At 58.3% G+C, this 22,258-nt stretch carries 13 protein-coding genes and 1 tRNA gene; 8 read left to right on the top strand and 6 right to left on the bottom strand.

Annotated features, from left to right (window positions below):
* Window positions 1-165 precede the first annotated feature (165 nt).
* A complete protein-coding gene (locus tag HDF14_RS25700; protein WP_260698610.1) occupies window positions 166-840 on the bottom strand; it encodes a DUF2062 domain-containing protein in 675 nt (224 codons plus the stop codon).
* A gap of 103 nt (window positions 841-943) precedes the next feature.
* Here HDF14_RS25700 and HDF14_RS25695 point away from each other — a divergent pair, with 103 nt between their 5' ends.
* On the top strand, window positions 944-1,147 hold the full coding sequence (locus HDF14_RS25695) for a hypothetical protein (RefSeq protein WP_183981610.1): 204 nt from the start codon (window positions 944-946) through the stop codon (window positions 1,145-1,147).
* 482 nt (window positions 1,148-1,629) lie between these two features.
* On the opposite strand, the gene HDF14_RS25690 is transcribed toward HDF14_RS25695, so the two are convergent.
* Window positions 1,630-1,705: transfer RNA gene (locus HDF14_RS25690), tRNA-Lys, on the bottom strand.
* 438 nt (window positions 1,706-2,143) lie between these two features.
* Between HDF14_RS25690 and HDF14_RS25685 the strand changes: the two genes are divergently transcribed.
* The 4 genes from HDF14_RS25685 to HDF14_RS25670 all read left to right on the top strand — a co-directional run bounded on the left by HDF14_RS25685 (window position 2,144) and on the right by HDF14_RS25670 (window position 13,412).
* Entirely contained in the window at window positions 2,144-4,450 is a 2,307-nt protein-coding gene (locus tag HDF14_RS25685; RefSeq protein WP_183981609.1) for a cellulose synthase operon protein YhjQ/BcsQ, read from the top strand.
* Entirely contained in the window at window positions 4,447-9,126 is a 4,680-nt protein-coding gene (bcsA, locus tag HDF14_RS25680) for a UDP-forming cellulose synthase catalytic subunit (RefSeq protein ID WP_183981608.1), read from the top strand. The genes HDF14_RS25685 and bcsA overlap by 4 nt, the downstream gene beginning before the upstream one ends.
* 182 nt (window positions 9,127-9,308) lie before the next feature.
* The gene (locus HDF14_RS25675; protein WP_260698609.1) at window positions 9,309-11,312 is read left to right on the top strand and encodes a DUF3857 domain-containing transglutaminase family protein; all 2,004 of its coding nucleotides are present in this window, start codon (window positions 9,309-9,311) and stop codon (window positions 11,310-11,312) included.
* Between the two features lie 72 nt (window positions 11,313-11,384).
* The gene (locus HDF14_RS25670; protein ID WP_183981607.1) at window positions 11,385-13,412 is read left to right on the top strand and encodes a DUF3857 domain-containing protein; all 2,028 of its coding nucleotides are present in this window, start codon (window positions 11,385-11,387) and stop codon (window positions 13,410-13,412) included.
* Between the two features lie 21 nt (window positions 13,413-13,433).
* Here the strand turns inward: HDF14_RS25670 and HDF14_RS25665 are convergent, their stop codons facing one another.
* Entirely contained in the window at window positions 13,434-14,996 is a 1,563-nt protein-coding gene (locus tag HDF14_RS25665) for a hypothetical protein (RefSeq protein ID WP_183981606.1), read from the bottom strand.
* A 353-nt stretch (window positions 14,997-15,349) separates the two neighbouring features.
* On the opposite strand from HDF14_RS25665, the gene HDF14_RS25660 reads away from it, so the two are divergent.
* From HDF14_RS25660 to HDF14_RS25650, 3 genes are all read left to right on the top strand, one after another.
* Window positions 15,350-15,595: a hypothetical protein gene (locus HDF14_RS25660; protein WP_183981605.1), complete on the top strand. Its 246-nt coding sequence runs from the start codon at window positions 15,350-15,352 to the stop codon at window positions 15,593-15,595.
* Between the two features lie 154 nt (window positions 15,596-15,749).
* A complete protein-coding gene (locus HDF14_RS25655) occupies window positions 15,750-16,769 on the top strand; it encodes a lysylphosphatidylglycerol synthase transmembrane domain-containing protein (RefSeq protein ID WP_183981604.1) in 1,020 nt (339 codons plus the stop codon).
* A gap of 259 nt (window positions 16,770-17,028) precedes the next feature.
* A complete protein-coding gene (locus HDF14_RS25650; protein WP_183981603.1) occupies window positions 17,029-19,044 on the top strand; it encodes an arginine--tRNA ligase in 2,016 nt (671 codons plus the stop codon).
* A gap of 20 nt (window positions 19,045-19,064) precedes the next feature.
* On the opposite strand, the gene HDF14_RS25645 is transcribed toward HDF14_RS25650, so the two are convergent.
* The 3 genes from HDF14_RS25645 to HDF14_RS25635 all read right to left on the bottom strand — a co-directional run bounded on the left by HDF14_RS25645 (window position 19,065) and on the right by HDF14_RS25635 (window position 22,215).
* Window positions 19,065-20,075 carry a hypothetical protein gene (locus HDF14_RS25645; protein ID WP_183981602.1) on the bottom strand — a complete coding sequence of 337 codons (1,011 nt, stop codon included), beginning with the start codon at window positions 20,073-20,075 and terminating at the stop codon, window positions 19,065-19,067.
* A 104-nt stretch (window positions 20,076-20,179) separates the two neighbouring features.
* The gene (locus HDF14_RS25640) at window positions 20,180-20,656 is read right to left on the bottom strand and encodes a GNAT family N-acetyltransferase (RefSeq protein ID WP_260698608.1); all 477 of its coding nucleotides are present in this window, start codon (window positions 20,654-20,656) and stop codon (window positions 20,180-20,182) included.
* 2 nt (window positions 20,657-20,658) lie between these two features.
* Window positions 20,659-22,215, bottom strand: coding sequence for a leucyl aminopeptidase (locus HDF14_RS25635; RefSeq protein ID WP_183981600.1), 1,557 nt, complete (start codon window positions 22,213-22,215; stop codon window positions 20,659-20,661).
* Window positions 22,216-22,258: the final 43 nt, after the last annotated feature.

Raw genomic sequence — 22,258 nt, 5'->3', positions numbered from 1 at the left:
GAGCCTCGCCGACGGCGCCCGCATTGAGGTTATGACCACAAAAGAGCTAACACCTCTCGTCATACCTGGTACAGAGCGGATGGGGTTTACCCACCTTGCCATATCGGTGGGATCCGAGGAAATCGTCGACAGTTTAGCCGAGAAGATGGGTTTCTCATAAACGAGCTAATCAGATGAGTGCAGCGGCGGACGTGAACGCAGCAGCGTGCGGTGGCGACGCATCAGCAGCACCATGGCGCGTCGAATATAGATGGCAAGCAGCGGCATCACGATGGCAGCCACTACACCCCACACGATCAGTGCATGCCATTCCCACTGCCAGATCTCGCGAATCAGGCGCCAAGGATGATGGCTCAGATGCTCGAGCTGCTGCCGATTCAGCGGAAGGCGGCCCGTGTGAAAAAGATGGACGCCCAATTCAATGAAAGGAAGAAACAGAAGCAAATGCAGCGGTGTCATCGCATGAGCCCCAATCTGTGACGCTACTTGGTTTAGACCGAACGCCCATGCAAGCAAAATGACCAGAAACGTGGTGATACCCACTGAGGGGTTAATCCCGATGACAATGCCTAACGCTAAACTCCACGCCAGGCGCCGCGGTGTCACCCCGCCACGGAGCAGACGAAGCAGCGGACGCAGTATTCTGCAACGAAGGAACTCACGTATTGATTCGGGAACCAGCACATCAGAATCGGATGCTATGAGGGTGCTCTTCGGTTGCGAAAGTAATTTCTCAGAGAGGGGGTTGCGTTTCATAGCCAGCACTAAACTTGCAGCGGCAAGCAACGATGGCCCCAGCTTCACCCAATCTGGTTCCTTGTTGTAGCTGCCAATGTCCATGTGGGCAGTATAGCGAACAAAAGACGAAACATGAAGTTGAAGCGTCAGAATGCATTGTCTGCTAACTTGTGACCATTGCTTTGAAGGGATCAGGTGCTACGGAATGGGCGAGAAAGTGGCCGAAGCGCTCCAGAAGCTGTTTGAAGTTTATGAAAAAAGACCCAAGATGACTCTTCTGCTTGTATTGGTGTTATCGGTGGTCGCAGTGTACGCAGTTTATGGGTATATCCATAAGCCGGTCGCCAATGATGGCTCACAGCAGATCAAGTCAGATGGCGACGGCAACACGAATACCAACATCAGGTAGAACTGAACAATGGAAGTGATATTTGTGTTGTTGTCGCCTTTAGAGATGATCGTCTGTTGTTGTGCGTGAATTACAACGCCAAGAATCTGGTCGTGGTGCAAGTCACAAACATCACGACGACCCAAGTTCTGAAAGCCGCCGCTAAGCGATCTCTGGGCGACGAAGCAGAATGGCAGGGTCTATTGCTGCCCTCTCATAACAAACTTCCTCTGATTTGTCCGCTTATCGACGACGATGAAATCAGAACTGACACTCAGCGTCCCAGATTCAAACCGTCTCATACGAGAACGCTCGGCAGTTGCGATGTTACCTACAGTGGGTACGCCGGTGGTGAAATCGGTGGCTTCAATATCGGAGGGACGAATCTGAAATAGTTACGGAGAATACGTACATTTCTAATTTTGATTTTATTTTGACTTTTTTGAAGTTTATGGCGCGAGTAATAGCCTAATAAAACTCGTTTAAGTTGTTTGTTTTGTTTATGGTGAGAGCGCTGGGGCTCGAACCCAGGACCAACGCCTTAAAAGGGCGATGCTCTACCAACTGAGCTACGCTCTCAAACCACACTACCAAGTTAGCACATTTGGCGAGTTGAAGATCCACTCCAACCATCGCCAAAGTAAGCTCTTACCGTCTCTCCCCATTGCGTCGAACTAAGAGACAAACTAAATCCGGAACATGGTTTCTAACCCCTCCTCACAAAGTCCACAGACGCCCTGCAGTCAGTTGCACCTTATTCTGATCGAACCCAAAGAGTTTCATTACGGGAAGACCATAGTATTCCTTGATGTTTAGCCTCGATGAATGCCGAAAACCCGCGCCCCTATTGGCTTCTCACACTTAAGTCGCACGACCGTTTCATTGACTTGGGGTAATACCCACAGTAGCCTCAGGCTATTGCATAGCAACAGGTGCAATTATCTCCATTGAGCTGGCAGCGAACCGGCGCAGCTCAAACTAAACGAACCGGGTCACCAACACATAGGACCAAGAGCTATGGACTCTAACGGCACCGACAAGATCACCGACAAGATCGATGATCTTCCAGTAACGGAAACACCTGAAGACGTGGCAGTACTTTATTCCTGGGCAAATCTTCACGGAGCGAAGTATCGCGACTTCTCCGCATCACGTCGCGAGTACCGCGCGCAGTTGAGACAGCGCGCTGCTGAGCAGGTAAAAGAACAGGCTCTCCTCGCTCAAGCCGAGGCGGAAGACGCCGCCACTTCGGCAGAGATCGTCGCTCGTCACGCGACAAAGGCTGCGCTCAATCCCCAAACCGATGACTCCGACTCCACCAGGCGACGTGCTCTGCGCGAGGCCGAAGATGCCGCCCGGACAGCTTCAGCCGAACGACTCGAAGCCGCGCGAAGGGCCGAGGTCGCAGCATTGGCCGAAGCAACTGCCCGCCGCGAAGAACGCGAGATCGCAGAGGCCCACGCCTCAGCCCGGCGCCAGGCCGCTAGATATGCAGACTCGGAGATTCGTCGAAAAGCCGCCGCTGGCGTCCCCGAGATTCCAGGCCGAATCTCAGATCCATACGTTCCCCATGCGCAGCCCTCAACCGCAAGCCCAGCCTCAGAGGCCACCGTCCGCCAACCGGCTGCTTCGACACAGGAATCGCCGATGACCAACGAGCGGACCGAGCCCGAGCCCAGGGTCTCAGTACAAAATATGACCCCCCGCCGCCCCCAGGGCTATCGCCCCGACGAGGCATCCGGGGTCCGCCAGATTTATCGCGGCCCAGATGACTCTCAAGCCGAGTACACTACGTTTGATCCGCTCAGACATTTGATTCCAACACAAAGCCGAACTGCGCCTGCTCCTTCTTTATCCCAGGATATGAAGCCAATCTCCGAACAGCCCGCTACTCAACCCCTTTCGCCGTCAAGCGAAGGTTCGACTGAGCTCACAGGGCAACGTCGCGGCGATTCTCAACCGCGACCGGAGGTCCGTACAACTCAATCTGAACCACTCTCTGCATCCACAACGGACGAATCCTCGACTTCGATGTCCAAAGATCGCTCGAAGTCCACGGCTGATGCGCCCCTCGATTCGACCCGGGAATCGTCACAGGAAGCGCTCGCACCGCCCCGGCTGTCCGGTGCGTTTCGGTCCGCACCGCCCCTCTTTTCAAACCCTGCAAGACCCGTCTCCCCGTTCTCGCAAGCGCTGGTGCCTTCCGACTCTAGCCGCGGTCGCCGGGCCCAGGATGACTTCGACTATCAACAGCCACACAATCAGCCGGAACTGCCGCGTCGCAACCCGGCTGAGTCGTCACCCGAACCGCTACCTGTAGCCTCTGCGCGACCCGCGTTCCAGTCAGATCCAGCCGGCCCTGCGTGGCTCTACTCGCCGCCCGCTCAGCCTGCCTCGGCAAAGCCGCTCACGCCAGCGACCCCACCACCTTCCCAGTCCTCCGTAGCCGATACTCTTCAACACTCCAGAGAGCGCGTCGCCGCCCGTTGGTACGCACTCAAGGGCGTGTTCGAGCAGCCCGGACAGGACCAACCGGAAGCTGCGCCTGTACGTCAAAAGGAAACCCGCACTCCCGTACTGGCTGTCTTCTCTCTCGCCGGCGGAGTCGGCAAAACCAGCCTCGTCGCAACCGTAGGCCGCGCTCTCTCCTCTATGGGCGAGAAGGTTCTCCTCACTGACACCACCTCTCATGGCCTGCTGCCGTTCTACTTCGGTGCCAGCGAACTCCGCCACGGAACCGTCCGTACCTTCTCGCCCCCAAGTGGAAGCACCGACGCTCCCATCTACCTCGTCAGCTACGATGTCGACCACAAGACGACCAGTGATGACGCGCAGGAACTGCTCGCCGAGGACATCATCAACAACGGCCGCGGAGCCCACCGCATTTTGCTTGATCTGACAGTCGGTTCCAGCTGGATCGTCCGCCGCATGTCCCGTATGAGTCCCACCATCCTCGTTCCTGTCGCACCCGACATGAACTCTGTCATCAGCCTCCAGACCGTCGAAAAGTTCTTCAGCGGCGTCAACGACGGAGATGGCCGCCCCCTGCAGCCCTTCTACGTGCTCAATCAGTTCGACACCTCGCTGCCGCTGCATCTCGACGTTCGTGAGGTCATGCGTCGGCAGTTAGGAGATCGCCTCCTACCCTTCGTGATTCGCCGCGCGCAGTCGGTCAGCGAAGCCCTCGCCGAGGGCATGACCGTAGTCGACTACGCGCCCGATGCACCCGTCGCCGAGGACTACCTGAACGTCGCCACCTGGCTCCGCACCGTTGCCGCGCCCGCCACGGCAGGCTTCCGCAACGTTCGTTGGAGCGAACGATGAGGGAGGCTCCTCTCTTCGATCAATTCCAATCAGGTGACGCACTCTTCTACAAGGCACTTCGCGTTCTCATCCTGTTTAGTGGAGTATTTTTACTAGCGTTCACCGGTATCCTGGAGCTCACCTGGCCCCAGCAGATCGTTCTGGGCATCCTCACCGTCGCGCTAGTCATCTGGGCGGATCACAGCTCCGGCTCTTATCTGGTTACGCTGACGTTGATGCTCGCGTCCATGTTCTCCACCTTCCGTTACGGTTTCTGGAGAATCTCCACCACCATAAAATTCTTTCGTGACCCCGGCTCCACATGGAGCATACTCGACGGCTTCTTCATCTGCCTCCTGCTCTTCGCCGAGATCTACGCCTTCGTCGTCCTCTTCCTCGGTTACTTCCAGACGCTCTGGCCGCTGCGCCGCACCCCGGTCGCATTACCCGATGACATCAACCAGTGGCCCGCCGTCGATCTCCTCATCCCCACCTACAATGAGCCTCTCAGCGTCGTAAAGTACACCGCGCTCGCCGCCATGAACATCGACTGGCCCGCCGACCGGCTCAATGTCTACCTGCTCGACGATGGCAGGCGCGAAGAGTTTCGCCAGTTCGCGGAAGACGCCGCCATCGGTTACATGACCCGCGAAGACAACGAGCACGCCAAAGCCGGCAACATCAACCACGCCCTGGCTCAACTCAATGCTCCCTACGTCGTGGTCTTCGATTGCGATCACGTCCCAACCCGAAGCTTCCTGCAGATCACCATGGGCTGGTTCCTGCGCGACAAAAAGCTCGGGATGCTACAAACCCCGCATCACTTCTATTCGCCAGATCCCTTCGAGCGCAATCTCGACCAGTTCCGTACGATCCCCAACGAAGGCGAGCTCTTCAACGGAATCGTTCAGGATGGCAACGACTTCTGGAACGCGACCTTCTTCTGCGGCTCCTGCGCTGTCCTTCGCCGCTCAGCCCTCGACGAGATCGGCGGCATCGCCGTCGAAACCGTCACCGAAGACGCCCACACCTCGCTCCGCATGCAGAGGAACGGCTGGAACACTGCCTACATCAATATCCCCCAGGCCGCCGGTCTCGCCACCGAGCGCCTCAGCGGCCACATCCGGCAGCGCATCCGCTGGGCACGCGGGATGGTCCAGATCCTGCGCACCGAAAATCCGTTGTTCGCCCGCGGCCTCAGCGCAGCGCAGCGTCTCTGCTACTTCAACGCAATGACGCACTTCCTCTACGCTCTGCCACGCCTCATCTTCCTCACCGCACCGCTCGTCTATCTCATCTTCGGACACGTCAATCTACCTGGCTACTGGTTGCTCATCTTCGCCTACGCCCTCCCACATCTGGTCCTCGCGAACATCGCCAACTCCCGCATTCAGGGCCAACATCGCCACTCTTTCTGGAACCAGATCTACGAGACCGTGTTGGCGCCTTACATCTTTCTGCCAACCCTATTCGCGTTCATCAATCCCAAATTCGGCAACTTCGACGTGACCGCAAAGGGCGGCATCGTTACCAAAAGATTCTTCGACGCCCGCATGGCCCAGCCCTTCCTGTTCCTTATTGCGATCAACGCCTTCGGAATTCTCTGCGCCATTCCCCGGTTCTTCGAGTTTCCCGGTGCAGGAACACCCTCGCCATTGCATTTCATCGCCGACATGTACGACGGCGGCCATCCCGGCACCATCCTGATGAACCTTCTCTGGGCTGCCTTCAACATGGTGATTCTTGGCGTCGCCACCTCTGTCGCGTGGGAGAGCCGCCAGCGCCGTCAGGCCGTCCGTCTTCCCATGTCGGTCCCCGCCGACGTCGAACTCGCCAATGGAACCATCGTCCGCGGCGTCACCAGCGACATGTCCAGCGGTGGTCTCATGGTCCGCATCGAGCGCGCCTTCACCGCCACCACCGGCGACTCCGTCAAGCTCACCCTCCCGGTTCTCGACGGCAAAGCAACTTTGCCTGCCACGCTCATCGGCATTGAAGGGAACACGCTCCGCGCACAGTTCGATCCGCTCACCCTCAGGGAAGAAGAGGCTCTCACCATGGTCCTCTACTCCCGCGCAGATACCTGGCTTGGCTGGGGAGAGGCACGCGAGGCAGATCACCCACTCACCAGTTTCCGCCGCATCGTTCAACTCGCCGGCCAGGGCTTTCTCCGAACCTTTCGCAGTGGATCGAAGTCGAAGGAGACATCTCCCAACGGAAAGTTAGCTACAAGCGTCGTGCCGCTTCTCGCATTGGCTGTCCTGTTCTGCTCGCCCGCTCTCTCGGCACAGATTCATCCGCTTCACTCCGCACACTTGCTGCTACAGAACGACGCCACTACCCCGCCTCCCGCCCAGGCCACGCCCCCCGCTCAGGCTCCGCCAGCAGCTCCCGCTGCCCCATCAGCCCCCAGCACTCCAGCAACTCAGACCCCACCTTCGGCCGATGGCTCGCAGCCACCCCAAACCCCGCCTGCGGTGAAGCCATTCCTCTCCTACAAGGCATACGCCGCTCGACTCGCCGCTGCACAAGCTGCCGCCGCTCTGCCACCCGACACATTCGACAACGTCATCCACCTCTCCGACCTTGGCGCCCCTCGAACCATCATCATGCAGGGAGTCGATGCCTTCAACACGCTTCACTTCTCCTTACCCCAGACGCAAGTCGCCAAGACCGCAAACCTGCATCTCCGCTACCACTTCTCTCCTGGCCTCATCCCATCGCAGAGTCACCTCAAGCTGAGCCTGAACGGAACCTACTTCGCAACGCTCTCAGCCGTAACTCACGACATCCCCCAGACAGCCACATCAGCCAAGCCGGTGCCTGATCCCGGCAACGACCTCCTCGAATCAACCCTAACCATCCCCGTCGATGCGCTCACCCGTGACAACAAACTCACCATCGAGTTCGTAGGGCACTACGCCGCGCAGTGCGAAGACCCATCCCACTCCACCCTCTGGGCCCACATCGACAACGACTCGACCCTCGAAGTCACCGGATCGCTCACTCCTTTACACGACGATCTCAAGCTCCTCCCCGCGCCATTCTACGAGCCTCAGATCAACCATTCCGTTATTCCCATCGTCTTCCTCGGCCAGCCTTCGCAGAAAGCTCTTCAGGCCGCCGGCATCGTAGCTTCATGGTTCGGCATCCTGGCAGATTCACGCCCGATCCGCTTCCCGGTCTCTGTCGGCACCATACCCACCGGCAACGCCATCGTCATAGGCCAGAGTGGAGCCTCGTTTCCAGCCGCTCTCCAAATCAACTCCATCGCCGGCCCCACCATCGTCATGCGAACCAACCCATCGGATCCCTATTCGAAGGTTCTCGTCCTGACAGGTGAAACCGACGCCGACGTCCTCAATGCAGCCCTGGCGCTCGTTCTCCAGCGCAACCTCCTCACTGGCGATCGCGTCCGCATTCCCGAAATCAAACTGCCGGCCGCCCGCGAAGCCGATGACGCACCACGTTGGCTCAGCACCGACAGGAACATCCCCATCGGCGACCTCCTTCAAACTGCAAATCTTCAGACCGACGGCACAGATCCAATAGCCCTCTACCTTCGCCTGCCGCCCGACCTCTTCTACGGCACCCGGCAGAACCTAGGTTTTCACCTCGCGTACCGCTACAACGGCGTTCCTCTCTCCGACGATAGCTCGCTCCAGGTCTATCTCAACGACGCCTACGTCAACTCAACCCCGCTCTCTCACAACGACAAGCCCACTCCCGAGCGCATCGTCCCGTTCCCGGTCTCTGACCTGCGCCCCTTCTCGAACTCCGTCCTGTTACGCTTCTTCTTCCAACTCGCCAGAAAGTCCGATTGCCCCGAAGTCGGCTTGACTAACCTTCAGGGCTCCATCCTCAAAGACTCCTACCTCGACCTCAAGGACATCCCTCACTTAGCCGTCCTGCCGAACCTCGAGATCTTCGCCAACGCAGGTTACCCCTTCACCCGCAAAGCCGACCTCTCCGACACCGCAGTCGTGCTGCCCGACACCCCGAGCACCGACGAAATCGAGCTCTTCCTCACCCTGATGTCTCACTTCGGTGCACAGACCGGCTATCCCGTCCTCAACGTCACCGTCACCAACCCCGAAGGCATGAAGCCAGACGCCCACAAGGACTACCTCGTCCTCGGCACCGTCGACGATCAGTCCGCCATCAACCGCCTCAACCCCTCGCTCCCCGTCAGCGTCGATGGCAGCGGCCTTCACATCCAGGACACCCAGGACTTCTTCACGCAACTCCAGCATGCCTGGTGGAAGGTCCGCAGCTCCGACCACGTCCAGTCCGGCCAGCTCGAAACCGCAGGCGGCATCCCCGACGCGCTCATCGAAGGAGTTGAGTGGCCCAGCGGATCCAAGCAGTCTGTCGTCGTCATCGCTCTCCGCGACAAGAGCGTCGTTCCAAACTTCCTCTCCACCTTCCTCCAGACCTCGCAGTCCTCCGACATCTCCCAATCCGTAAGCGTCCTCCATGGCTCGCACTTCTCCTCTTATCGCATTGGCAACGACGTCTACCGCGTCGGCTCGCTTTCCCTCTGGCTCCAACTCAACATGCTCTTCGCCGACTATCAGTGGCTCATGGTGATCTCCACCCTGGTCGTCTGCTTCCTCCTCGCCGTCATCCTTCGTTCTGCTCTTCGCCGACGAGCACGCGCTCGCCTGCAGGGAACCAGCTACACCCACTCCGCCTGATCCTCGTACTCCAAGACCCAATGCTGAAGCGGGAATATCCCCCATTCGACGTACCGTGCTCACCTCTGAATTCTCTTGAACTGCCCGTCACTCCCACGTATAACTCTCAAACGTACACAAATCCTGTCACGCAGCCGGATGTCTCTCCTTCGACGATGGGGCCGATAGTGTATCGAAGACCCATGAACCTACGAACTAACCCGCAAGCCGAGCAAGTGCGCAAATCCCCCCTGCATCTCTCAGTCACCCTTCTCCTGGTCAGCGCTCTACCCGCACTCGCTTCCAAACCCGACAGTGTTCCCGACTGGGTTCGCGCTGCCGCACAGCAGAATCTTCCGCAGTACCCGCCCAACACCAACGCAGTCGTTCTCCTCGAAGACACCACTTACACCGTGGCTCCCGATGGCAGCGCCACCGAACACTTTCGCAGCGTCGTGAAAATCCTGCGACCGCAAGGCCGCGACGAGGGCATCATCGGCGTCCCCTTCGACAAAGACACCAAAATTCTCTCTATGCATGTCTGGAGCATCGGCCCCGACGGCCACGAATACGCCGTCAAGGACAACGAGATGGTCGAAATCGGCTACCCGAACCAGGGCAGTCTCTTCGAAGATCTCAGAATCAAAGCAGCCAATGCACCCGCCCGTGACCCCGGCGGCGTCGTAGCCTACGAATACGAGCAGCGCACCCATCCTTACCTCACCGAAAAGACCTGGTTCTTCCAAAGCCAACTCCCCCGGCTCAACCAGAGCTTCACCCTCGAACTACCCCCCGGCTTCACTCACGGCACGGTCTGGGCTCATAGCAAAGAGACCGCGGTCATCGACCTAGAACATCAGCGCTGGCGTTGGCAGATCAAAGACACTCCCCCCATCGATCTCGATCAAGTTGAGCTTCGCCCATCGGAGTTCTCCCTTGAGGGCCGCATGACAGTCCACTACGCTGGACCAACTCTCCCCGCGCCCACTGAGGGCACTTGGCAGAGCATCGGCGAGTGGTATCAGACCCTTGCAAAGGATCGCCTCGTCGCTACACCCGAGATCGCCGCCAAAGCCAAAGAACTCGCCGGCGACAAGACAGATTTCTACGACAAGACCGAAGCTATCGCCGAGTTCGTTCAGAAACAAGTCCGCTACTTCGTCATCGAGATGGGCATCGGCGGCTACCAGCCGCACTACGCCGCCGACATATTCCGTAACCGCTACGGCGACTGCAAAGACAAAGCCACCCTGCTTGTCTCGATGCTGTCCACGATAGGGGTCCACGGCGCTCTCGTCATGGTCGACGACCGCCGCGGAGTCATCGATCCCGATGCCCCTTCAATCGTCGGCGACCACATGATCGCTGCCATCGAAATCCCGAAGGACTACACCTCGCCGAAACTTCGCAGCGTAGTTACTTCAAAGTCCGGTCGCCGCTATCTCATCTTCGACCCCACCTGGGACAAGACCGCCTTCGGGCAACTGGAGAACAACCTTCAGGGTGGCTACGGGGTCCTGATGGAAGGTCACGAGAGCCAGATCATCCGCTTTCCGGTCCTCCCTCCCGATCTCAACACAGTCCGCCGTACCGCCGTCTTTCAGTTGCATCCCGACGGCTCCCTAAAAGGCACTGTTATCGAGAAGCGCTTCGGCGACCTTTCAGAACACCGTCGCGAGCTCTACATCAGTGGAGACGCCAAAGAGCAGACGAAATACCTCGACCATCTTCTCGGCCAGGACTTCACCAACTTCACCGTTGCCGACTTCAAAGTCCAGAACGCCGAGGCTCTCAACAAGGACCTCACGACCTCCTACTCCCTCACCGCCGACCGCTTCGGAAAATCCATGGGCCCTCTGCTCATGGTCCGTCCCCGCGTCCTCGGCAGCGATCAGCTCTACGCCGATCGCAAAGAACGAAATAACATCCCCATCAACCTCAACGAGACCATGCAGGAGCAGGACGACTACACCATCGAACTGCCCCCAGGCTACGTAGTCGATGAGATCCCCAATCCCATCAAGCTCGACCTCGGCTTTGCCTCTTACGAAAGCTCCAGCATCGTGAAAGACCACACTCTCCACTACACCCGCACCTACACCGTCCGCGAAGTCACTCTTCCCGCTGACAAATATCCCGATGTCCTGCAGCTTTCCGGCGTCATAGCAGCCGACGAACAGAGCAAAGCGGTCCTCAAAAAGCAGTAAAGCCAGTTCAACAAAAACCAATAAAGAAAACCTCAGCTCGCGTACAAGAAGCAATCGAACAAGGAACAAACCATGAACCAAACTTCTCGTTGTCGTCTCCTCTGCTTTTCTCTTTTCTCTGCCTTGACTCTCTTCGCTACACCTCTCACCCTCGCTCAATGGACCGTCCCCACCGCCGAAGAGCTCTCGATGACCTCGCAGTCCGAGGTCCCTGGAGCCCCTGCCGTCTATCTCTTCCGCGAAGAGACAACCGAAGACAAGCTGCATATGTTCAGCACCTACGTCCGTCTCAAGGTCCTCACCGAACGCGGCAAAGAGTACGCCAATGTCGAGCTCAATTACACGCACGATAGCGAAGGCAGCTCCATCGTCATTGACAACATCGAAGGCAGAACCATCCACCCCGACGGATCCATCATCCCGTTCACCGGCAAACCCTACGACAAACTCGTCCAAAAGACCCAAGGCGTCCGGGTGATGTCCAAGGTCTTCACCCTGCCAGACGTCGAGGTGGGCAGCATCATCGAATACCGTTACAAGCTTCGGCTCGACGACAACTGGTTCATGGCACCGCAGTGGTTCATTCAGTCCTCCCTCTACACCCGTAAGGCCCACTACACTTGGAGGCCCACCGACCAGCAGTTGATCTCGGATGAAGACGGTGCACCCTCTACCTCCATCTCCTGGACCAAAATCCTTCCCGCCGGCGCGCAACTGAAACAGACCCAACTTCCTGCAACAGGCCTCTCGAATGGCCAGTACATCTTCGATCTCGACGTGCATGATGTCCCCCCTGCTCCCGAAGAGGACTACATGCCACCCATCTCCAGCTTCACCTACCGTGTCCTCTTCTACTACGCTGCCTATCGCTCCCCGGATGACTTTTGGAAGAACGCAGGCAAGCACTGGGCGAAGCTTCAAGACAAGTTCATCGGGCCCGGCCCTGCAGTCGCTGCCGCCGTTCGCGACCTTGTCCTCCCGACGGACTCGCAGGATCAGAAGCTGCGCAAGATCTACGCTGCCGTGATGCGGCTCGAAAACACCAACTACACACGCGAACACTCCGCCGCAGAAGAGAAGTCGCAGGGCCTCAAAGAAGTTCGTAACACAGACGACATCTGGACCCGCAAGCGCGGCAACAACGACCAGATCACCGCGCTGTTCGTCGCCATGGCGCGCGCAGCCGGCATGAAGGCCTATCTGGGGGTGGTCACCAACCGCGACCACAGCCTCTTCTACCGTGCTTACCTCAGCATGTCGCAGCTCAACGATGACATCGCCATCGTCAACGTAGACGGCAAAGACGAGTTCTTCGACCCAGGTTCCCGCTACTGTCCCTACCAGCATCTCGACTGGAAGCACAGCCAGACCACTGGCCTCCGTCAGGGCGACGGCGGATCCGGTTCGCTCGAAACTCCGAGCGAGCCCTACACCTATTCAAAGATCCTTCGCGTGGCCGACCTCACAATGGACGAGCATGGCGAAGTCTCCGGCATCGTAAAGATGACCTACGTGGGCTCCCCAGCTCTTTATTGGCGACAGCGCAGCCTCATCGGCGACGACGAAAGCCTGAAACGCGAACTCCGCACCCTCGTCGAAAGCCTCATGCCTGCCGGGGCCGATGTCAAGGTCACCTCCATCGACAAGCTCGAGGACTATGACCAGCCCCTGTTCGTGAACTTTCAGTTCAAAGGAGCGATCGGCTCCGCAACCGGCAAGCGCCTGCTCGTACCTGCAGATCTCTTCGAAGCCAATACAAAACCCACCTTCCCGCACGAGAAGCGAGATATTCCTGTCTACTTCTCCTACGGTCTCATGAATCAGGATGCTGTCCGCATCAAGTTCCCACCCAACTTCACCGTAGAATCTCTTCCCACGAGCGACAAGATGAGCTTTCAGAAGTTTGCTGTCTATTCTCTGAACTCCGAGTCCACTCCGAACAGCTTCACGATCCGTCGCGACTACTTCCTGGGAGAGATCTATTACAAGACCGAAGAGTATCCCGAGCTTCGCGGCTTCTACTCAAAAATGGAGAACAAAGACCAGGAGACCGTCGTCCTCACCACCGCTGCCAACAAACCAACCCCGACAGGGAACTGAAGCCAGTGGCCGCCTGTCTCCTCAAGGCAGGCGGCACACCTTAACCGCTTCATTTTCGTAAGCGCAACCAAACCCCGTCGCAGCCTTCCGCTCCAAAACCACCCACGTCGCGCCAATCGACTTCAACGCCGCAAATCGTCCGCCATCTAACTCGCTGCCGAGCCCCGTTTGCAACGCCATTCCCTGCGACCACTCTTCCGTGAGTGCAGGCCAATTGGATGCCGTTCCACCATCCTTTGAATCGGGTAGGGAACTCCGTTCGGCAATCGCACGAAAGCCCTGGGCATCCTCACCATCCCTCATCGTGTAATTCGCGTCCAGTGCAAACACCGCGCCCTTCGGTGTGTTTTTCTTGATCCAGACAAACGCCCGCTCCCACTGATTACCTCCATCTCCTGCGCCCCACACCATCGCATCCGGCAATTCAAGGTGTTTCGAAGCAGGAAATCTCTCCCGGTCGGCCAGCATCATTGACGCCCCCAACACTGAGAACGTCCCCAACCACCACCACACTCGCCTCCGCAACACCCACTCCCCAAGCGCCGCCCCCACAAACAGAAACATCACCATATAGACCAGTTGAAAGTTCCGCAAAGGCTGCAGACGCGCCACCTGGTGCACCTCCGCGCCTTCCCGTGCAAAGAGCACTGCCACCGCGATCGCCGTCACTCCGGACACCGTCGCAACACGTGCCAGGCCAACGCGTGCCGCATCGACGCCACTCCCTCGACCCAGCGCGATGACCCCGAGGATCAATAGCGGCGCCACCAGTCCAACCCACTCGTACCAATGCCATTGACTGAGAAACCAGTAACTCCGCGTCAGCATCACTCTCTGATAGTTCGCGCTCTCCATTGGCGATGCTAACTGGACCCCCGCCGCCGCCACCACCGCCGTCAAACCCAGCCCCAGGGCTCCCCACATCCGCACCAACCGGTTCGTCGAAAGCACCGCAACCAGCACCAGCACCGATCCCACAGCATATGCGCCCATCAAAGGATGCATCAGGCCAGCCGCAACCAACGCTCCGCAACAAAGCTCCAGCCCGTGCCTCCGCTCGCCCTCCGTCTCAAAACGCGGCAACAAAAACTGCAACGCTCCCACCAGCGCCAGCAGCGCACAAGGAGTCGAGATACTTCGCGCCGTCACATATGGATCCATCAGCACCAGCGACGTTCCTGCAACTGGCATCGTCAACCACACCGCCAGCAGCGCCACCGCCCCGCCTCTCGCCTCGCGCGACGTATAGCAGCGGCTCGCCAGAACCCATGCAGCAAACAACGTTACCCAGAAGCTTGCCAAATGAACCAGCAGCAGTACAACCTCCAGGCTCAAGCGCGATTCGCGTGCCAGTCCGGCTATCAGCGACGCAAACATGGAGTACCGCAGGTGCCCCACCACAAACTCTGCCCCAAACGGATACAACCCCGGATCGAGCAGCCGCTTTATCTCAGGAAGATAAATGCCGCCATCTTCGGCATAGGGATGATAGCCATGGATTAGGAACGCAAAAAACGCTAGCGCAGTCACCAGCGCAGTCGCAAAACTTCGCTCCCGTCGGTACTGCTCAAGTTCTAGCTCCACCAAAGAGAGCTGTGATCCTATTGACGTAGCCAAATACCTATTGCTCCCAACGCGGTTTTACCTCCGCCGCATGCTTTCCGTCCAGAGTGCCTGCGAATCTAAACACATACAAGCGCCGTCTGTTTCGAGGTTAAATGCCGCACAGCTTCCGAACCAGGAATAGCACACAGATTTAGACGTCCAAGTACCGATTGTGCCTACATCCTTCTCTAAATTAAAAGAAGAAATCGTACGAGCCAGCATTCTAAGAGCGCTCTCATCTCATTGTGCCCTGAGTTGGTCCTCCGATTGCCCTATAAGGGCACAGTTGGTCAAACAAAACGAAGGGAACGATTCAAAGGAGAGAGAGCGACATGCACATCCACGGCAACCCAATCAGTCAGATGGCCCCTGCTTCCACGCAATCCACCCTGCAGGCGATGGAAGCAAGAAAAGCCGCGGCTGAAGTGCGTCGAAAGCTCACCAGCTTTGCAGCCAGCGATGACGGTGATGTCGTCTCCCGCGTCGAATCTCAAGCTGAAGCCGACCCTCAAAGCACAAAAAATCCGCAACAGGACGAAGAGGCCTTCCGCAGCGTCTTCTTGTCCGTCTCCGTCTAGCCTGTCAGTCCACCCACTCCGCACGATGCTTGCAACCATGTAAGAAATCGGCAACATACAGACGATACAATCGAAGGTGCATGCTTTATCGTCCCTTTCACACCCTGGTCTCCCGCGAAACGACACATCGCCTGCTGTCCACCCGGTTGCCCGCATGAGCGCCGCCGCCAATAGCCGCAACCTGCTGAAGACCATCCCCGGTCTATTAATCAGCGCCTTCTTCCTCTGGTACACCTTCCGCAACATCCATCTTGACGAGTTCCGCGCTCTTCGCGCTGCTCATCCTGCATGGATCCTCGGAGTCCTCGGCTTCACTCTTGGCAGCTACACCCTGCGTTGCGTTCGCTGGAGCCAGATGATGCCGCACAACGGCCGTTCCCTCCGCGACCACTTCGCCGTCTGCGCCCGCGTCCTCATGACTTCGCTCGCCGCCAACAACATCCTGCCTCTCCGGATCGGCGACATCATGCGCATCTTCACCTACGCTGACGACCTCGGCACCTCTCCCTCCATCATCCTCAGCACCGTCATCCTCGAAAAGCTCCTCGACATCTTCGTCCTAGTGCTCATGTTCGTCGCAACTGTCGGCAACATCGCTACACCGCACCTACGCCTCATTGCAAACATCTCGCTCGCCGTCTCAGCTATTGGCCTGCTCATCCTTCTCGTAGGGGCACGCAGCCTGCAGTCTCCCGTGCAACGCCTATTTGCCCGTCTCCCGGCCGGCCCGCTGTTGAAAAAAATCGAACACTGGGTCACGCTCGCGCTCGATGCTACAGGCCGCCTGGGCGTCACAGGCTCCCTCCTGCTTCTTCTCCAGACGGTCATCATCTGGACCTGCGAGGGCATGATCTTCCTCTCCGCCCTCCGCCTCCTCGGTCTATCGGTCGACGACATCGCTGCGTGGCTCTCCGTCTCCTTCGCGAATCTCTCCTACCTCATCCCCAGCTCTCCCGGAGCCATCGGACCCTTCGAGCTCGCCGTAAAAACCTCACTCGTAAACCACGGTGCCACCATCTCCCAAGCTGCGGTGTTTGGCCTGGCCATTCACGTTTGGATGCTCCTCGCGGTCACGGGAGCGGGTGGCATTATCTTTCTCACTCACCGCATCCGTATCCACAACCACAAGCCCCTGCTCGAAGAGATCGAGGATCTACCCGTCGAAATGCCGTAGAGACGTGTGTTCTGCCGGACGGGCCAACTGCGCGTGGGGCGGGCGTTCGCACGCCTTTTTAACTTGTCGAGTCGGGTCAATTGCACCGGTCCTCCCGTTGGTCGGAATCAAAGCCGAGCAACGCGAGGCCCCACACCGATCGCCTCACCGAGACCGGTACACACGCCACGAAGTGGCCCCCCCACGCGCAGTGGGCCCGTCCGGCAGGACAGGCTTCTAGTAAACTGAACTCATCTCCCGAAGTGGTGACCCTCAAAGCATGTATCGCACAATCCAGCAGTCTCTGTTGGCCCAAATCCAGGCCATCCTTCTCGCGAAGTACGACGTCACCCTCACCAACCTAGTGGTCGAGCAGCCGCCCAGCATCGCCCTCGGCGAACTCGCCCTCCCCGTAGCCTTCGAACTCGCCAAGCGCCTCCGCAAAGCCCCCCGCGCCATAGCCACCGAACTCGCAGCCGAACTCACCGCGGCCCTCCCATCGCTCGAAGGCGTCGCCAGCGTCGAAGTAGCCGGCGCCGGCTACCTCAACGTCCGCCTCAACCGCGCCGCCACCGTCCGCCGCATCGCCGCAGACCAGCACGCCGACATCGGCGGTCCCGGCTTCCGTCTCGTCGAGCACACCAGCATCAACCCCAACAAAGCCGCCCACATCGGCCACCTCCGCAACGCCATCCTCGGCGACACCTTCCAGCGTCTCCTCCGCCCGGATCGCTTCAAAACCGGCTACGAAGTAGGCGTGCAGAACTACATCGACAACACCGGCGTCCAAGTCGCAGACGTAGTCGTAGGCCTCGTCTACCTCGAAGGCAAAACACTCTCCAGCATCCGCGAACTCCTCACCGAACTCCTCGAAACCAATCAGCGCATCGACTTCTACTGCTGGGACCTCTACGCCCGCGTCTCCCAGTGGTACAACGCAGATCCCGATCATCTTGAGGCCCGCAAGCAGATCCGTCTCGACACCCTCCACGCGCTCGAGATGGGCAAAAACGACACAGCCGACATAGCGGACCTCATCTCCACCGCTGTCCTACGCCGTCACCTCCAAACCATGCAGCGCCTCAACATCGAGTACGACTTCCTCCCCCGCGAAAGCGAAATCCTCTCCCTCCACTTCTGGGACGCGGCCCGCACGCTCATGCTCGAAAAAGATGTTCTTTACCTCGAAACCGCCGGCAAAAACAAAGGCTGTTACGTCATGCGTCGCGCCGGTTCCGCTGAAGAAATCGCCGTCGAAGACTCCAGCCTCCCCGACGAGGACGCCAAGGTCATCGTCCGCTCCAACGGAACCGTCACCTACGTCGGCAAGGACATCGCTTATCACCTCTGGAAGTTCGGTCTCCTCCCCGGCAAGGACTTTGGCTACCTGAAATTCCACCAGTACCCCGACCACTGCTGCTGGATCTCCGCCGTCCACGGCGAAACCCCGCACCCCAGCTTCGGCCACGCCGATGCCATCTACAACGTCATCGATTCCCGCCAGAACGACCCACAGAACAACGTCACCGCGGCCCTCCGCGGCATGGGCTACACCGAAGCCGCCGACCACTACACCCACTTCAGCTACGAAATGGTCGCCCTCACCCCCCGTTGCGCCGTCGAACTCGGCTACACCATCAGCGAAGAAGATCAAAAAAGGTCTTACATCGAAGTCAGCGGCCGCAAGGGCTTCGGCGTCAAGGCCGACGACCTCCTCGACCGCCTCATCGCCGCCGCAAAATCCGAAGTAGACACTCGCCACCCCGAGATCGAAGCCGCCGAACGCCTCACCATCGCCACCCAGATCGCAGTCGGCGCTCTGCGCTACTTCATGCTCCGCTTCACCCGCAACACTGTCATCGCCTTCGACTTCAAAGACGCACTCAGCTTCGAAGGCGAGACCGGCCCCTACGTCCAGTACGCCATCGTGCGCGCGGCCAACATCTTCCGCAAAGCGAACACCACCGAAGCGGCATCCCTCGCCGCCATCACCACGCTCGACCTGTCCAACATCCTCGACACCGAAGAGGGAAGCAATCTCTGGGAGACCTGGCTCCTCGCCTCCAAACTCACACTGCTAATCGAACAGTGCATCGCCACAGCCGAGCCCGCCTATCTCGCCAAGTACGCCTTCCAGCTAGCCCAGCAGTTCAACAACTTCTACCACCGCCACCACGTCCTCAACGAAAGCGACCCCACCCGCAAATCCCTCTTACTCGCCACCGCCGCAGTAGCCCAACGCGAAATGATTCGCGCCCTCGACTACCTCGGCATCGAAGCCCCACCCGTCATGTAAGGTAGTTGGCTACTAACGACTCACTCTTCCGGCTTTTCGCTAGATTTCGGCGTCACATGAAGTGCTTTCCCTACGCTTCGAACTGACGCCCCGAGTGCGTGTTTCGTATTCCGATAACTTTTTTCCAGCGCATTTCCGGTGGAATCGCCGGCGACACCGATCGCGCCCGTCGTATTTTCACCGCTATTAAGAATCGCCCCACCCGTACTTCCGCTCACTGCGATCACACCCTGCGCTGGATGCCTTCCTGCATTGAATAATGCGACATCGTTTCTGGGCATTACTTCCAATCGCGCAATCGTCTCCGCTGGAAAATTTGTCGACGACATCTTGGCTGCCAACGGCCAAGCAGTCGACGAGACAAAGAGTGATCCATTCATCGGATGTCCGATCTCTCCGAGGTTGACGATCTTCGTTGTCTTAAGCGGCACCATCGCCTCGCATCTATCCGCACCACAGCCTTCTCGGCAGAAGCTTTCGCTTAGATAAGACGCGTGCTTGCCTGGAGAGATCCAAACCTTAGCCCCATGATCCACTGCGTCCACCGTCGATGCTCGCGCAATCTGGCTGACGTCACAGACCGTATTCTCGTGAGCAGCTGCGTACCAGTAAACTGCCGTCCAATGCCCGAATGCGGAGCCATCGTCGGCACGACGCACCAGCGCTGCGACATGCTCAGTATCAAGCGGATGTCCATGCTCTCCACAGTCAGTCTTCCATAGATGGTAGTAGTGCAACTCCACCGTCTGAGAGCCGGTCTTGGCCAGTCCTGATACAAACGCTTGCCCATAGATCGTGCCGTCTTCCCGCTCAACTGTAGGCGTCTTCACATCACGCGAAAACTCTGAAGGAAGATTGGAGCAGTCATTCTTTCCAACCCAAAATGCAGGTTCGAACTGACTCAACAGTGCTTGTTCAACTTCATCACTCAACCCATCTCGGTCGGTATCCGGCAACTCAACCTGAGCCGGCTCCTGCATCGCATAGGCCGCAGGGGAACGAAGACTCGCATATCCAAAAAACGCCAACATCACCAGTAGCCGGCAAGAGAGCAGAGAGAGTGGTCGGCAAAAAGTCATTCAGATTCGATGCTCAAAGTTCAGGCCACGTAACTTCGCACGGCCCTAAAATCGAATCAACTCGTAGCTGAATGCAATCTCTTTCGAAGGAACACCGTCGCCTGCGGATTATCGTTGTACCGCTCGCACGGCTGATAACCTCTCCTGACGTAAATCCGAAGAGCATCTTTCAGATCGTCCTTGCTGTCCAGATACACCCAATCAGCAGCCTTCTCAAGCGCAAACTCTTCCATCACATCCAGTAAAGCATCTGCGATCCCGCGGCCTCTAAATTGCGGACGAACATAAAGCCGCTTGCACTCCGTCGCCGCATCGATCGTCGGCAGCGGTCGAAGCACAACGCACCCTGCGGGAAAATCATCTACGTACGCGATCCAAAGCCCCGAGGCTTCGTCCGAGAGATAATCCGCAATCGCCGCTGGAGTATCTCTCTTCACGACTCCAACAGCTTCGTAGTACTCATTCAGCAAAAGCTCCGCCTCCACGCTATGAGACGGAGTTGCTCGAATGATCTTCACTGCAGGGGCCGTCAAGGTTAAGCCTCGTAAGCCCGCACCCATTCCAGAATCGACCGCACCGCAATCCCACTCGGTCCATTCGCAAGCCAGGGTTTATTCTCATCATTCCACGCGCATCCAGCGATATCCAGATGCACCCACGGCGTCTCACCCACAAACTCCTTCAAGAACATCGCCGCCGAAATCGCCCCACCCCACCGATTAGCACCCGTATTCCTCATGTCCGCGATATGGCTTTTAATCTGATCCTTGTAATCATCGGTGCAGGGAAGCCGCCAGAACTTCTCGCCCGAGATCTTTGTGGCGTCCGTAAACTTCTGCCACGTCGCCTCATCGTTTGAGAACAACCCAGCGTTCACGATTCCCAAAGCCACCACGCAAGCCCCCGTCAATGTAGCTGCGTTAATCAGATGCGTGCAACCCAGCGTCTTCGCATAGTGCAAACCATCCGCCAGCACCAGCCTGCCCTCGGCGTCAGTATTGATCACCTCAATCGTCTTACCCGACATCGCCGTCACCACATCGCCCGGCCGATACGCTTTTCCATCCGGCATATTTTCTGCCGAGCAAACGATTCCAATCACCTTAACCTTCGGCTTCAACTGCGCGATCGCCCGCATCGCGCCAATCATCGCCGCCGCCCCGGCCATGTCGTACTTCATCTTCTCCATGCCGTCGCCCGGCTTGATCGAGATCCCGCCCGTATCGAACGTGATCCCTTTCCCCACCAGCCCCAGCACCGGCGCGCCCGCCGCAAGCGACTCGCCTTTGGCCAACTTCGGTTCATACGTCATCACAATCAACGCCGGCGGCTGTTCCGAGCCCTGCGCCACCGCGGCAAACGCACCCATCTTCAACTCCTGCAGCTTCGCGGTCGAGTGCACCTCGCACTTCAAGCCCACCTCCACGCACATTGCCGCCGCCCGCTTGCCCAACTCCGTCGGAGTCAAAACATTTCCCGGCTCATTCACCAGCGTTCGCGTAAAATTCTGCGCCGCTGCAACAATCAGTCCCGCATCAAAGCCTTCCTGTATCTCCGTCCTCGTCGACTTCTCCGCTTCCTTCGCGATCACAGAAAGCGCTCGCACCGATCGGTCTTTCCGCTCACTCCGATACGTATCCCAGTCCAGCTCCGCCACCTCCGCGCCTTCCACCAGCACACGCGAAAGCAGCATGCAGGGCAACGTCTCCAGATGTTCGTCATCCAACGCATGGTCTTCAGGAAACGCAATTGCCAGCTCTTTTACTCCAAGAGGTTTGGCCGCACGCACCGCTGTCCCGGCACCCTTCCGAATCTCATCGACCGAGAGCGCCTTCGCCTTGCCCAGCCCCACCACCAGCAGCCGCTCTGCCTTCAACCCGTTCGGACCATGCAGCAGCAACGTCTCTCCCACCGTCGCCTTGAACTCGCCCGACGCCAACACCTTTGCCGCAGCATTCGCCACCGCATCGGTGGTCGTCAACAAAGCCACCACTGGCTCTGCATCTTTGCCGACAGCAATATCCACGCCAAACACCGCCAGCATTGGCGTCTGAAAACCGGCAGCATCCTGAAAAAGTAGCTTCGTGTCCATGCGTCTATCGTAACCCGACCGCATGTTGATCATCTTGCAACTA

Source organism: Tunturiibacter gelidiferens (assembly GCF_014201335.1).
Lineage (GTDB): Bacteria > Acidobacteriota > Terriglobia > Terriglobales > Acidobacteriaceae > Edaphobacter > Edaphobacter lichenicola_E.
The sequence above is the reverse complement of the archived record's forward strand: the minus strand, read 5'-3'. Positions and strand labels throughout refer to the sequence as shown.